The organism is Albidovulum denitrificans, assembly GCF_002973535.1.
Lineage (GTDB): Bacteria > Pseudomonadota > Alphaproteobacteria > Rhodobacterales > Rhodobacteraceae > Albidovulum > Albidovulum denitrificans.
Genome location: NZ_PVEP01000002.1, coordinates 326,403 through 339,916 on the forward strand (window position 1 = coordinate 326,403; position 13,514 = coordinate 339,916).

The 13,514-nt window shown below is 66.0% G+C and carries 15 protein-coding genes; 4 read left to right on the forward strand and 11 right to left on the reverse strand.

Annotation, left to right across the window (positions count from 1 at the left end; all coding sequences use genetic code 11):
• Window positions 1-50: 50 nt before the first annotated feature.
• The 3 genes from gap (LX70_RS07330) to gap (LX70_RS07335) form a co-directional block, all read right to left on the reverse strand.
• Window positions 51-1,052 carry a type I glyceraldehyde-3-phosphate dehydrogenase gene (gap, locus tag LX70_RS07330; RefSeq protein WP_105513902.1) on the reverse strand — a complete coding sequence of 334 codons (1,002 nt, stop codon included), beginning with the start codon at window positions 1,050-1,052 and terminating at the stop codon, window positions 51-53.
• A gap of 94 nt (window positions 1,053-1,146) precedes the next feature.
• The gene (locus tag LX70_RS20685; protein WP_170076140.1) at window positions 1,147-1,290 is read right to left on the reverse strand and encodes a hypothetical protein; all 144 of its coding nucleotides are present in this window, start codon (window positions 1,288-1,290) and stop codon (window positions 1,147-1,149) included.
• 28 nt (window positions 1,291-1,318) lie between these two features.
• Window positions 1,319-2,323, reverse strand: coding sequence for a type I glyceraldehyde-3-phosphate dehydrogenase (gap, locus tag LX70_RS07335; protein ID WP_105513903.1), 1,005 nt, complete (start codon window positions 2,321-2,323; stop codon window positions 1,319-1,321).
• Between the two features lie 214 nt (window positions 2,324-2,537).
• Between gap (LX70_RS07335) and LX70_RS07340 the strand changes: the two genes are divergently transcribed.
• On the forward strand, window positions 2,538-3,515 hold the full coding sequence (locus LX70_RS07340) for a DUF808 domain-containing protein (protein WP_105513904.1): 978 nt from the start codon (window positions 2,538-2,540) through the stop codon (window positions 3,513-3,515).
• Here LX70_RS07340 and LX70_RS07345 read toward each other — a convergent pair.
• From LX70_RS07345 to tkt, 3 genes are all read right to left on the reverse strand, one after another.
• Window positions 3,512-3,868: an antibiotic biosynthesis monooxygenase family protein gene (locus LX70_RS07345; protein ID WP_105513905.1), complete on the reverse strand. Its 357-nt coding sequence runs from the start codon at window positions 3,866-3,868 to the stop codon at window positions 3,512-3,514. The genes LX70_RS07340 and LX70_RS07345 overlap by 4 nt on opposite strands.
• A complete protein-coding gene (locus tag LX70_RS07350; protein ID WP_105514167.1) occupies window positions 3,865-4,194 on the reverse strand; it encodes an NIPSNAP family protein in 330 nt (109 codons plus the stop codon). Before LX70_RS07350 ends, LX70_RS07345 begins: the two co-directional genes overlap by 4 nt.
• 174 nt (window positions 4,195-4,368) lie before the next feature.
• Window positions 4,369-6,387, reverse strand: a complete 2,019-nt coding sequence (gene tkt / locus LX70_RS07355; RefSeq protein ID WP_105513906.1) for a transketolase — start codon at window positions 6,385-6,387, stop codon at window positions 4,369-4,371.
• A 224-nt stretch (window positions 6,388-6,611) separates the two neighbouring features.
• On the opposite strand from tkt, the gene LX70_RS07360 reads away from it, so the two are divergent.
• Genes LX70_RS07360 through LX70_RS07370 form a run of 3 tightly spaced genes read left to right on the forward strand, consistent with a single transcriptional unit; the run spans window position 6,612 to window position 7,836 of the window.
• On the forward strand, window positions 6,612-7,118 hold the full coding sequence (locus tag LX70_RS07360) for a hypothetical protein (RefSeq protein WP_105513907.1): 507 nt from the start codon (window positions 6,612-6,614) through the stop codon (window positions 7,116-7,118).
• A complete protein-coding gene (locus tag LX70_RS07365; RefSeq protein ID WP_105513908.1) occupies window positions 7,118-7,498 on the forward strand; it encodes a cell division protein ZapA in 381 nt (126 codons plus the stop codon). Before LX70_RS07360 ends, LX70_RS07365 begins: the two co-directional genes overlap by 1 nt.
• Window positions 7,495-7,836 (forward strand): MliC family protein, encoded by a 342-nt coding sequence (locus LX70_RS07370; RefSeq protein WP_105513909.1) that lies wholly within the window; start codon window positions 7,495-7,497, stop codon window positions 7,834-7,836. Before LX70_RS07365 ends, LX70_RS07370 begins: the two co-directional genes overlap by 4 nt.
• Before the next feature lie 9 nt (window positions 7,837-7,845).
• Here the strand turns inward: LX70_RS07370 and LX70_RS07375 are convergent, their stop codons facing one another.
• From LX70_RS07375 to purL, 5 genes are all read right to left on the reverse strand, one after another.
• A complete protein-coding gene (locus tag LX70_RS07375; RefSeq protein WP_105513910.1) occupies window positions 7,846-8,274 on the reverse strand; it encodes a glyoxalase superfamily protein in 429 nt (142 codons plus the stop codon).
• Window positions 8,271-9,662 carry an MATE family efflux transporter gene (locus LX70_RS07380; protein WP_105513911.1) on the reverse strand — a complete coding sequence of 464 codons (1,392 nt, stop codon included), beginning with the start codon at window positions 9,660-9,662 and terminating at the stop codon, window positions 8,271-8,273. The genes LX70_RS07375 and LX70_RS07380 overlap by 4 nt, the downstream gene beginning before the upstream one ends.
• Window positions 9,663-10,584: 922 nt before the next feature.
• Window positions 10,585-10,947 carry a Grx4 family monothiol glutaredoxin gene (gene grxD, locus LX70_RS07385; RefSeq protein ID WP_105513912.1) on the reverse strand — a complete coding sequence of 121 codons (363 nt, stop codon included), beginning with the start codon at window positions 10,945-10,947 and terminating at the stop codon, window positions 10,585-10,587.
• A 6-nt stretch (window positions 10,948-10,953) separates the two neighbouring features.
• Window positions 10,954-11,190 (reverse strand): BolA/IbaG family iron-sulfur metabolism protein, encoded by a 237-nt coding sequence (locus LX70_RS07390; RefSeq protein WP_105513913.1) that lies wholly within the window; start codon window positions 11,188-11,190, stop codon window positions 10,954-10,956.
• A 116-nt stretch (window positions 11,191-11,306) separates the two neighbouring features.
• Window positions 11,307-13,466: a phosphoribosylformylglycinamidine synthase subunit PurL gene (gene purL, locus LX70_RS07395; RefSeq protein ID WP_105513914.1), complete on the reverse strand. Its 2,160-nt coding sequence runs from the start codon at window positions 13,464-13,466 to the stop codon at window positions 11,307-11,309.
• Window positions 13,467-13,514 lie beyond the last annotated feature (48 nt).

Below are 13,514 nucleotides of genomic sequence, written 5' to 3' on the forward strand. Positions count from 1 at the left end.
AAAAAAGGACCCTGGTCGGGTCCTTTTTCCGTGCCGGTCTGGGGGGCGCCTCAGATCAACTTGCCCATCGCCACGGCGGTATCCGCCATGCGGTTGGAAAAGCCCCATTCGTTGTCATACCAGCTCAGCACCGACACGAAGGTGCCGTCCATGACCTTGGTCTGATCCATGTGGAAGACCGAGGAATGCGGGTCATGGTTGAAGTCGGATGAAACATTCTTGAACAGCGTATAGCCAAGGATGCCCTTCAGCGGCCCGTCGGCGGCGGCCTTGATGGCGGCGTTGACCTCTTCCACACTGGTTTCGCGCTTGGCGATGAATTTCAGGTCCACGACCGAGACATTCGGCGTCGGCACCCGGATCGCGAAGCCGTCCAGCTTGCCCTTCAACTCCGGCAGCACGAGGCCCACCGCCTTCGCCGCCCCGGTCGAGGTCGGGATCATGGACAGCGCCGCCGCGCGGGCGCGGTAAAGATCCTTGTGCATGGTGTCCAGCGTCGGCTGGTCGCCGGTATAGGAATGGATGGTGGTCATCATCCCCTTCTCGATCCCGATCGCGTCGTTCAGGACCTTGGCGACGGGGGAAAGGCAGTTCGTCGTGCAAGAGGCGTTGGACACGACGATGTCGTCCTTGGTCAGCGTGTCATGGTTGACGCCGTAGACGATGGTCTTGTCCGCGTCCTGGCCGGGGGCGGAGATCAGCACCCGCTTCGACCCGTTTTCCAGATGCGCGGCGCATTTTTCCTTCGAGGTGAAGATGCCGGTGCATTCCATCACGATATCGACATGGCCCCAGGGCAGGTCGGCGGGATTGCGGATCGCCGTCACCTGCATCGGGCCACGCCCGACGTCGATGGTGTTCTCGGTCGTCGTCACCTCGGCCGGGAAACGGCCATGCACACTGTCGAAGCGCAAGAGGTGGGCGTTGGTCTCGACCGGGCCAAGGTCGTTGATCGCCACGACCTCGATATCGGTACGACCGGATTCGATGATCCCGCGCAGCACGTTGCGGCCGATCCGGCCGAAGCCGTTGATGGCTACCTTCACAGTCATGGTATCTCCTTCCCGCTGGGTATCGCCCGCAGGCGGGCGATGTTGGCGCTAACATCGACAAAACGGCCGAAAGGTCAACCGCAGAGTAGCGATCCTAGCGCCAGAAGGCGAGATAATCGACGAAGTCGGCGAATTGACGCGCGAGGAACAGCGCCGCCCCCAGATGAAGGACAAGCGCATCGGCCACGAAGAAGGCCGCGATCAGAAGCACGATCGCAAGGGCGATTCGGTTCGTCATGGGCGGGGGCGGGACCCCCCGAAGCTCCTTATTGCAGGAGCCGCCCCATCGCACCGGCCACATCGGCCATCCGGCAGGAGAAGCCCCATTCGTTGTCGTACCAGGCCAGAACCCGAACCGTCCGCTTGCCGACGACCTTGGTTTGGTCGGGCGCGAAGATAGAGGAATGGGTGGTGTGGTTGAAGTCGATCGACACCTTCGGTTCGGGATCATAGGCCAGGACCATGCCCATGTAGCCTGCCGCAGCTTCCCTTACCACTTCGTTGACATCGGCCACCGTCACGTCCCTGGACGCGATAAAGGTCAGGTCCACGGCCGAAACGTTCGGCGTCGGCACCCGCATCGCGGTGCCGTCAAGCTTGCCGGTCAGTTCCGGCAGCACCTCACCCAGCGCCTTCGCGGCGCCGGTGGAGGTCGGGATCATCGCCATCGCGGCGGACCGCGCGCGGTAAAGGTCGTTGTGGCGGCGGTCCAGCGTCGGCTGGTCGCCGGTATAGGAATGGATCGTCGTCATGATGCCGGACTCGATCCCGATCGTGTCGTTCAGCACCTTGGCCAGCGGCGCGAGGCAGTTTGTCGTGCAGGAGCCGTTGGAGACGACGTGATGGTCGATCTTCAGGTCGCGGTGGTTGACGCCGTAGACCACCGTCTTGTCGGCGCGCTTGGCGGGGGCAGAGACCAGCACCCGCTTGGCGCCGCGCGTCAGGTGGACGGCGGCCTTGTCGCGGTCGTTGAACTTGCCGGTGCATTCAAGGACGACATCGACGCCGTCCCAGTCCAGCTCATCAGGGTTGTAGGTCGACATCACCTCAATCGGGCCACGGCCAAGGTCGATGGAATTGCCCGCGACCTTCACCGGCCCGGCGAAACGGCCATGGACCGAATCGTATTTCAGGAGATGGGCGTTGGTCTCGATCGGACCCGTCGCGTTGATCTTGACCACCTGCACGTCATTGCGCGCGGCTTCGGCGATATGGGCCAGCGTGCAGCGCCCGATGCGGCCAAAGCCGTTGATGCCGATAGTGACGGTCATGCGGTCTCTCCTTCAACCTGTCGCTTGTAAAGGGTTTAGCAAAGGTTATGCGTCGGGAAAATACGCGATTTCAATGTGTTAGCGGAAACAGCCCTTTGTTAGCGACAACAGGGCGAACAATGCCCGCCACGCTGCGCCCACTGTGGCGCCGCACGCCCTTGTCACGGCGGGGCAAACCTCTACCTTTGGGCGGGCAGGAACGGTGAGGGCGGGTATGAGCGGGCTTCTGGCACTTCTGGACGATGTCGCGGCGATTGCGAAGGTGGCGGCGGCGTCGGTCGATGACATCGCGGGCGCGGCGGCCAAGGTCGGTGGCAAGACCATGGGCATCCTGATCGACGACACCGCCGTGACGCCGAAATATGTCAGCGGCTTTTCGGCGGAACGGGAACTGCCGATCATCTGGAAGATCTCCAAGGGGTCGATCCGCAACAAGATCGTGATCCTCCTGCCGGGGCTTCTGCTCCTGTCGGCCTTCCTGCCCGCGGCGATCCCGATCCTTCTGATGATGGGCGGGCTCTATCTCTGTTTCGAGGGGGCGGAGAAGATCTACCACCACCTCGCCCCCCATCCCGATGCCGCGGTCGAGGCCGATTTCGACATCAAGGACCCGACCCATCTGGAACAGCAGAAGGTGGAAGGCGCGATCAAGACCGACTTCATCCTGTCGGCCGAGATCATGACCATCGCGCTGGCCTCGGTGCCGTCGCAGATCGACACGGTCTGGGGGCAGGCGGGGACGCTGGCGCTGGTGGCCATCGGGGTGACGGCGCTGGTCTATGGTTCGGTGGCGCTTCTGGTGAAGATGGACGATGTCGGGCTGGTCATGGCCTCGAAGGGGCGGCTCGGCGCCACGCGGGCGCTGGGCCGGTCTCTGGTGCGCCTCATGCCGCGCCTGATGACGATCCTGTCGACGGTCGGCACGGCGGCGATGCTTTGGGTCGGTGGCAATATCGTGGCGCATGGGCTGGCCGAGATGGGCTGGCCCTGGCTTTACGACCAGATCCACCACATTGCCGAGCTTGCGACCCACGGGCTGACGACCGGGCAGGGCTTTGCCGCCTGGGCGGTGACGGCGACGCTGGACGGTATCTTCGGCCTCGCCCTCGGCCTTCTCCTGATCCCCGTCGGAACCCGGATCGTCGGCCCGCTCTGGGGCAAGCTGACGGGCAAGGCAAGCGCCGCGCATTAACCGCCGTCGCGACCATGGGCAGCCTTGCTGTCGGGTGGCGCCCCGGCGCGGTCGTTCAGACCGTAGTCGCGCAGGACTTCGGCCACGCGCAGCCGGTAGTCGCGGAACAGGCCACCCCGTCCCTTTGTCTGCGCGCCGCGATGGCGGGGCAGGCTGCGCCAGCGCGCCACCGCCGCCTCGTCCTCGAAAAAGGACAGTGACAGAAGCTTGCGCGGGTCGGTCAGGCTTTGGAAGCGTTCGACCGAGATGAAGCCATCGACCTCTTCCAGCGCCGGGCGCAGCCCGGCCGCGATGTCGAGATAGCCCTCCATGCCGCCTTCGGCCGGTTCGACCTCGAAGATGACGGCGATCATGCGGGGACACCGGGTGCGTGCGGTGCCGAGACGAGCCTGAGGAAGGTCCGGTCCTCGCGCAGCAGGAATTTCTCCCGTTGCGCGAACAGGTAGTTCTCGCGACCCAGCGGGTCGGCGGCGAGTTTGGCGCGGTAAGCCTCATACGCGGAAAGGCTGGCGATCGTGTAGATGCCGTAGGCGAGGGTGCTGGACCCTTCATGCGGCGCGAAATAGCCCACCAGATCGGCCCCGCAGCGCGGGATGGCCTGACCCCAGTTGCGGGCGTATTCCGCGAACTGGGCGGTCTTCGTCGGGTCGATATGATAGCGGATCACACAGGTCAGCACGGCGGTCTCCTTCATCGGGTGTCCGGGTACAGACTACTGCCGGTGTCGGTCTGGATGTTTTGGTCCGGGCCGAACTGTCGCCGATCCGCCTGTCCGCTGACCGCGCCGTTGGCGGCAAGAAAAAACCGCGCGGGGCTGGCCCGCGCGGCTTTCTTTTCGACCACGAAGGCAGGGTCAGAGCAGCGCCTGAACCTTGTCCGCCACGGCCTCGGCCGTGATGCCGAATTCCTTGTAGAGCGTTTCCGCCGGGGCCGAGGCGCCAAAGCCCTCCATCCCCACGAAGCCCGCCTTCTTCTCGCTCCCGCGTTCGCCCATCAGGAAGCGATCCCAGGGCTGGCGCACGGCGGCCTCGACGGCGACGCGGACCGGACCGGCGGGCAGCACCTTCTTGCGATAGGCCTCATCCTGCGCGGCGAACAGTTCCATGCAGGGGACCGAGACGACACGGGTGCCGATGCCCTTGCCCTCAAGGATTTCCCGCGCCGCCAGCGCGATCTCGACCTCGGACCCGGTCGCCATCAGGATCGCCCGGCGCCGCGCCTCGGACTCGCGCAGGATATAGGCGCCCTGCGCGGTCAGGTTCTTGGCCGTGTGCTTGGTCCGCACCGTGGGCAGGTTCTGGCGCGACAGCGTCAGGACCGAAGGCGTCTTGTCCGACGTCAGCGCCAGTTCCCAGGCTTCCGCCGTCTCGATCAGGTCGGCGGGACGGAAGGTCCAGGTGTTCGGCGTCGCGCGGCAGATGGCAAGGTGTTCGACCGGCTGGTGGGTGGGGCCGTCTTCGCCCAGACCGATGCTGTCATGCGTCATCACATAGACGGTCGGCACGCCCATCAGCGCCGAAAGGCGCATCGCGCCGCGCGCGTAATCGGTAAAGCACATGAAGGTGCCGCCATAGGGGCGCACGCCGCCATGCAGCACCATGCCGTTCATCGCCGCCGCCATGCCGTGTTCGCGGATGCCGTAATGGACATAGCGGCCCTTGCGGTTCTCCGGGTTGAAGATGCCCAGATCGCCGGTCTTGGTGTTGTTCGACCCGGTCAGGTCGGCCGAACCGCCGATCGTCTCCGGCATCGCCGGGTTCACGACCTCAAGCACCATTTCGGATGCCTTGCGGGTCGCGACCTTGGGCGCGAGTTCGGAGTTCTGCTTTTTCAGCGCCCGGATCGTCGCGGCCAGCTTTTTCGGCGCCTCAAGGCCCATCTGACGCTCGAACTCCGCCTTCTTCGTGGCGGAGAGGCCGTTCAGGCGGTCTTCCCACTCCTTGCGCTCCGCCGCGCCCCGCGCGCCGGTCTTGCGCCAGGCGTCGAGGATGTCGGCGGGGATGTCGAAGGCGCCATGCGGCCAGCCATAGATCTCCTTCACCGCCTTGATTTCATCCGCGCCGAGGGGGGAGCCATGGGCGCCCGCCGTGTCCTGCTTTTTCGGGCTGCCGAAACCGATATGGGTCTTGCAGTCGATCATCACCGGGCCGTCGGCGGATTTCGCCTCTGTCATGGCGCGGTCGATATCCTCGGGGTCGTGGCCGTCGCAATGCAGCACGGTCCAGCCGGCGGCGCGGAACCGCTCCCGCTGGTCGGTGATGTCCGACATGCTGATCTTGCCGTCGATGGAAATGTCGTTGTTGTCCCAAAGCACGATCAGCTTCGAAAGCCGCTGCATCCCGGCAAGGCCGATCGCCTCATGGCTGATGCCTTCCATCAGGCAGCCGTCACCGGCGATGACCCAGGTGTGGTGATCGACCACCTTCTTGCCAAAGCGCGCGCGCAGGCTTTCCTCGGCGATGGCGAAGCCGACGGAATTGGCGATGCCCTGACCCAGCGGGCCGGTCGTCGTCTCGATCCCCTTGGCGTGGCCATATTCCGGGTGGCCGGCGGTCCTGGCGCCCCACTGGCGGAAATTGCGGATCTCTTCCAGCGTCATGTCCTTGTAGCCGGTGAGGTAAAGCAGCGCGTAAAGCAGCATCGACCCGTGACCGGCCGACAGGATGAAACGGTCGCGGTCGGCCCAGTCGGGCGCGGCGGCGTCGAATTTCAGGTGTTTGGAGAAGAGGACGGTCGCGACATCGGCCATCCCCATTGGCATGCCGGGGTGGCCGGAATTGGCGGCCTGCACGGCGTCCATGGCAAGCGCGCGGATCGCGGTGGCCTTCGCCCAGTGTTCGGGATGCTTGTCACGCAGCGTCGCAATGTCCATCGGGGGTCCTTCCTTCGTGTCTCGGTTGGCGCGGTGATAGCAGTAACAGGGGCAAGATCAAGCGCACTGGCTAAGCCTCTGGCGCGAAAGGGGGCAGAATTCCCCGTCCGCTTTGGTCTACACTCGCCGCAGGCACATCCCGTGCGATTCGCCTGTCTCAAGAGGGCGGCGCGGGGCGTGGTATGAGTGCAAGGGTTCGTGACGGCAATGCAGGGGGCTGAGCAATGAACGACATCGCAGGGCTGGAACAGCGTATCAACCTGGCGCTGGAACGGATCGGGGCGGGGCTTGACGCGCTGGACGCGGGTGCCATGGCGCCGGTCGCGGCGGCCGGGGGCGGCGACAGCGCCGCCGAGGCACATCTGGCCGAGGTGCAGGAGGCGCTTGAGGCGGAACGCACGACCAATGCGCAACTGACCGAACGGGTCCGCGCCATCCGCGAAAAGCAGGAAACCATGGTCGGCGCGCTGGAAAAGAAGGTCGCCTACCTCACCGAACAGGTCGACACGCTGACGCAGGACCTTCAATTGATGAAGAAGGTGAATGACGAACTTGCCGACGCCAACCACGCGCTCAGCACCGCGGCCGCCGAAGGCATCGCCGACCCTGAGCTTCTGAACGCCGCGATCCTGACCGAGTTGCAGGCGCTGCGCGCCGCGCGGGCCGCCGACGTGGCCGAGATGGACGATATCCTGTCCGAACTGAAACCCCTGATCGGAGAGGTCGCCTGATGCCCGAAGTCAAAGTCACCATCGGCGGTCGCGAATTCGAGGTCGCCTGCCAGGAGGGGGAGGAGCATTTCCTGCGCTCCGCCGCGAAGCTTCTGGATAACGAAGCGCAGGTGCTGGTCAGCCAGATCGGCCGGATGCCCGAAACGCGGATGCTTCTGATGGCGGGGCTGATGCTGGCCGACAAGGCGGCCGGGCTTGACGATCAACTGCGCATGGCCGAGGAACGCGCGGCGGTGGCCGAGCGTGTCGCGGCCGATGCCCGCGCCCATCCCGAACGGATCGAGGTGCCGGTGATCCCGGACATCGTGACCGACACTTTCGGCGAGATCGCCGCACGGGCCGAGGCGCTGGCCGCCCGGCTTGAGGACCGGCTTCAGTGACAGCGCCGCGCCTGGCCGCCGCGCTGGCCCTGCTTCTCGCCGCGCCCGCCCATGCGGAACTGGACCACTTTGGTGGCACCTATCTCTGCGACCGGGGCGTGACGCTGCCTGCCTCCTACATCAACGCCAGCGACGGGTCGGTCGCGGTGCTCTATGTCGAGGGGCGGCTTGTCACCCTGCCCGAGGCGCCCTCCGCCTCCGGCGCGCGCTATGCCTGGCCATCGGACGGGTCCGGTTATGTCTGGTGGACCAAGGGCGACACCGCGACGCTTTACTGGCGCGACCTCGCGACGGGGGACGAACAGGCGGTCTACGCCACCTGCACGATGCAGGAATAGGGCGGGCGTCTAACGGTCCAGCACCACATGGGGCTGGCCGTCCGATGTCCTCTCCCGCGTCCTGCCGGATGGCCCGACAACGCAGTGAACGCGCTTGCGGAAGTTCGAAAAGCTTTCGAAACTGACCACATCGACCGCCTCGTCAAGCTCAAGGGACAGGCGGAACCATCCGTCGCCCAGCATGGTGGCGGCAACGACCGTCGCCCGGAAAGGCTGCGACAGGTAGCTGCCCTGCACCCGCCCGCCCGGCGTCCAGTCTGCGGGCGGGCGGTTGCCGATCGCGGCGTGAAAGGCGTTCCAGTCGCGAAACCCGTGCTGATGCGCCACAAGTTCCAGCGCGCGCGCATGGCCGATCTCTGTCCCCTGTCTGGCGAGGTCCTGCCGCAGGCTTGCGGCCTGCGCCTTGGCCTCGGCGATGCTGGGCAATTGCAGGGTCATCGGATCTCTCCCCCAACGGTGTCGAACAGCCCCCAGCGCCGCGCGCCCCGCCGCGCGGTGACGGCCAGAACGGCGGCTGTCAGCGCCAGAAGGCAAAGCTCCGCCACCGGCCCGGCGGCCCAGATGCCCGCCTCGCCGAACAGGTCCGCCAGAAGGAAGGTCAGCGGCAGGGCGAAAAGATAGGGCTTGGCAAGGCCCAGCAGCCCCGCGCGCCTTGCGTCCCCGATGGCCTGAAAATGCATCGCGATCATCATCAGGGGGCCGGACAGCACGAAGAAAAGCACCATGACCGGCAGGATACGCGCCACTTCGGCGATGGTCACGGCATCCTCGACAAAGGCCCCGCCGATCCGCGCGGGCGCCGCTGTCAGGGCGACCTGCACCAGCGCGCAATAGATCAGCGCCGCCCCCAGCGCAAAGCGCAGGCTGCCATCCGACCGCCGCCAAAGTGCCGCGCCGTAGTTGTTGCCGGTGATCGTCTGCATCGCGTGGGACAGGCCCAGAAGCGGCAGGAAGGCGAAGGTCATCACGCGGGTGATGATCCCGTAGGCCGAAACCGTGTGGTCATAGCGCGGGCTTTCCACCATTTGCAGCGCGGCAAGGATCGCGGCGGAACCAAGAGAGAGGCCGATGAAGTTCAGGCTTTGCGGCGCGCCAAGGGCAAGGATCGGCCGCCATGACCGCGAAAGCCCGTGGGTTTTCAGGGCGGAAAGGCGCAGATGCGTCGGGCCGCGAAGGCGAAAGGCAAGGATGATCGCGAAGGCCAGCGCCTGCGCCAGAACCGTGCCATAGGCCGACCCGGCAACGCCAAGGCCCAGACGCGCGATCAGCAGGTAATTGAACCCGATATTGGCGGTTGAGACCAGAAGGCTCATCCCCGCCATGAAGCCCACGCGCCCCTCGTTGCGCAGCGCGTCCGAATTGACCGACATGAGGAAGAGGAGGGGGGAAAAGAGGACCACGATGCGCAGATAGGTCAGGCCCATCCCGGCAAGCTCTGCCGAGCCCGCCGCGGCGAGCAGGGTGACCGGACGCCCGGCCAGAAGGAAAAGCGCGATCAGCCCCCCGCCCGCCAGCAGCGCCAGACCATGCGCCCCGGCAAAGGCCGCCTGCGCTTCGGCCAGTCGGTTGGCGCCCAGATGGCGGGCCAGAACGCTTGACATGCCGCTCGACACCAGCGTCGCCAGCGCCACGACCAGCATGTAGAGCGGGAAGATCAGCGTCACCGCCGCCAGCGCCTGCGGTCCCACATAATGCCCCAGAAACAGGGCGTCGGCCACGGCAAGCAGCCCGTTCATCCCCATGACGAAGATGATCGGCAGCGCGGTTTTCGCGTAGGTCAGCCCAAGGGGCGCCTCAAGATAGGAGTTTTCCGGGATGTCGGACATGCCCTGTCACCCTCTTGCAAGGATCGCGCCGTTTCAGGATGGGAACCCGCGCTGCCATCCGCGCGATCTGCGTGGAGGAAAACAAGGAAAGCGGTCTGCCGAACTTCACCAGGACATCTGTCTGCGGGTGGCAGGCGTCAGCGGCCTGACCCCGCAGGTAGAGGATGCGGGGCGGGTCGTCAAGGTTTGTGGGGCTGTGGTGCAGGGTTCCGCGCGGCGGTGAGGGGGAAGGCCCGTGCCTCTCCGTCCCGGACCCGATCCGGGACGCTGCCGCCTTCCGTCCCGCCTCATCTTCTATTCTGCGCGAAATAGCGGCGCCCCCGCGCCGCCGCGCATCGCCGGGCCACCCCCCGGCCCGGCGATTGGCTGATGTCGTGCGAAACACCGCTGTCGGAGGCACTTTGCCGGGATAAAACACGATGCCGAAAGGTCGGTTCGCCGCGCCGTGGCCCGGCACTTGCTGACGGTGGTGAGGGGGAGGGCGCGTGCCTTGCCGTCCCGGACCCGATCCGGGACCTCTTCCTCCGGTGGTGGAGGTCCCGGATCAAGTCCGGGACGCTGCCGCCTTTCGCCCCGCCTCGTCTTCTATTCTGCGCGAAACACCGCTGTCGGAGGCACTTTGCCGGGATAAAGCACGATGCCGAAAGGTCGGTTCGCCGCGCCGTGGCCCGGCACTTGCTGACGGCGGTGGAGGGGAAGGCCCGTGCCTCGCCGTCCCGGACCCGATCCGGGACCTCTTCTTCCGGTGGTGGGGGTCCCGGATCAAGTCCGGGACGCTGCCGCCTTTCCCCGGCGTCCCCCCGCGGTCGGCCGCCGTCCCGGCTTCTTGCCCCCCTGAGTGCCGTCACAACGCCCCTTGCCCCGCGCAAAGCAAAAGGGGGCCGCGAAGGCCCCCCTTGATCGTCCCGCCCGTTTCGTCGCCTCAGGCGTTGGCGGCGCGGATCTGGTCGGCGGCGTCCTTGTTGTAGGACACGCCCTTGTCGTCGAAAAGCTGGTCCAGCTCACCCGAGAGCGTCATCTCGGTGATGATGTCGCAGCCGCCAACGAATTCGCCCTTGACGTAAAGCTGCGGGATCGTCGGCCAGTCGGAGAAGTCCTTGATGCCCTGGCGGATCTCGGCATCCTCAAGCACGTTCACGTCCTTGTAGTCGACCCCCATGAAGTTCAGCACCCCGGCCACGCGGCTGGAGAAGCCGCATTGCGGCATGGTCTTGGTGCCTTTCATGTAAAGCACGACGTCATTGGCGGCGACGGTGTCGCGGATCTGGTCGGTTGCGGTGGTCATGGGCCTTTACTCCGGTGCCTTTGTGGTCAGCGCGAGGGCGTGAAGTTCCCCCGCCGCGCCGTCCATCTTCCCTTTAAGCGCGGCATAGACCGCGCGCTGCTGTTGAACGCGGTTCTGTCCGCGGAAGCTTTCATCCTCCACGAAGGCCGCGAAATGCTGGCCGTCATCGCCCTGCACCTCGATCCGGGCCTTGGGGAAGGCCTCGCGGATCATGTGTTCGATGTCTTCGGCGCTGATCGGCATGAAACTCTCCTGTCCTTCGGGCGAATGTAAGCGGGCCGGTGCGCCGCCGCAAGGTGGCGCCGGTGGCGAAGGGCCGCCTCCGGCGGGAGTATTTGGGCAACGAAGAAGCCGGGGCCTCAGGCGACGGCGGCGGCGAAGGCGGTGCGGTAGAGGGTTGAAAGCTCGCCAAGGGGGGCAGAGGCCGCGCCCAGCGTGACCGTGTCACCGCCGAACCGCCCGACAAGCGCCAGTGGCACGCCCGCCGCCTGCGCCGCCGCGCTCAGCGCCGCGATGTCGGACTGGCGGAGCGCGACAAGATAACGCGCCTGATCCTCGCCAAAGAGAAAGGCGGTTTCGCCGGGGTCGAGCGTCACGCCCAGCCCGGCGCCTTCGGCCATCTCGAACGCGGCCAGCGCAAGGCCGCCGTCGGACAGATCGGTCGCGGCGCGGATCAGCTTTCGGTTGGCGCGCAGGAAGTCGCCGTTGCGCTTTTCGGCGGCGAGGTCGACATGGGGCGCATCGCCGTCCTCACGCCCGAAGGCTTCGGCCAGAAGTGCGGACTGGCCCAGATGGCCATCGGTCCGGCCGATCACCACGGCGGCGTCGCCGTCCTGCGGCTGGCCCGCGATCAATTCGTCGAGGGATTTCAGCAGGCCCACCGCGCCGATGGTGGGCGTCGGCAGGATGCCCTTGCCGTCGGTCTCGTTGTAAAGCGACACGTTGCCCGAGACGATCGGCATGTCGAGCGCCACGCAGGCCTCACCGATGCCTTTGATGGCGCCGACGAACTGGCCCATGATCTCGGGCTTTTCGGGGTTGCCGAAGTTCATGTTGTCGGTGGTGGCCAGCGGCACGGCGCCGACGGCGGTCAGGTTGCGATAGGCTTCCGCCACCGCCTGCTTGCCGCCCTCGACCGGGTTCGCCCTGACGTAGCGCGGCGTCACGTCCGAGGTGAAGGCCAGCGCCTTGCCGGTGTCGTGGACACGCACGACGCCCGCGCCAAGCCCCGGCGTGCGGATCGTGTCGGCCATCACCTGCGTGTCATACTGTTCCCAGACCCAGCCCTTGTGGGCGTAGTTGGGCGACCCGATCAGCGCGCGCAGCCCCGCGATCGGGTCGATCTGCGGCGCGTCCTTCAGGGCCGCGGCGGCGGGCGTTTCCACCCAGGGGCGGTCATATTCGGGGGCGGAGGAGGAAAGCTTCGACAAGGGCAGGTCGGCCTTCACCTCATTCCCGTGCAGGATCAGGAAGCGGTCCTCGGCGATGGTTTCGCCGACGATGGCGAAATCGAGGTCCCATTTTTCAAAGATCGCGCGGGCGACGGCCTCGCGTTCGGGCTTCAGCACCATGAGCATGCGTTCCTGGGACTCGGAGAGCATCATCTCATAGGCGGTCATGTTGGTTTCGCGCTGCGGCACGTCGTCAAGCTTCAGCTGGATGCCAAGCCCGCCCTTGTCGCCCATCTCGACCGCCGAACAGGTCAGGCCCGCCGCGCCCATGTCCTGAATGGAGATGACCGAATCCGAGGCCATCAGTTCCAGACAGGCCTCAAGCAGGCGCTTTTCGGTGAACGGATCGCCGACCTGCACGGTGGGGCGCTTTTCCTCGATCGTGTCGTCGAATTCCGCGCTGGCCATCGTCGCGCCGCCGACGCCGTCGCGCCCCGTCTTGGCGCCGAGATAGACGACCGGCATCCCCACGCCCGAGGCCGCCGAATAGAAGATCTTGTCGGCATCGGCGAGGCCCGCCGCGAAGGCGTTCACAAGGCAGTTGCCGTTATAGGAGGCATGAAACCGCACCTCACCGCCGACATTGGGGACGCCGAAGCAGTTGCCGTAGCTGCCGACGCCTTCCACCACGCCCTTGACCAGATGCGCGGTCTTGGGGTGCGACGGCAGGCCGAAAGAGAGCGAGTCCATTGCGGCGATGGGGCGCGCGCCCATGGTGAAGACGTCGCGCAGGATGCCGCCGACGCCGGTCGCGGCACCCTGATGCGGTTCGATGTAGGAGGGGTGGTTGTGGCTCTCCATCTTGAAGATCACCGCCTGATTGTCGCCGATATCGACGACGCCCGCGTTCTCGCCCGGCCCGCAGATGACCTGCGGCCCGGTGGTCGGCAGGGTGCGCAGCCATTTCTTCGAGGATTTGTAGGAACAATGTTCGTTCCACATGGCCGAGAAGATGCCAAGCTCGGTGAAACTCGGCTCACGCCCGATGATCTCCAATATGCGCGCGTATTCGTCGGGCTTAAGCCCGTGGGCGCTGATCAGGTCGGGAGTGATGGCCGGTTCTTGCATGGCACCCTGTCCTTGTTCGGTTCGCGCGACTCTTTAGGGCATGGGGCA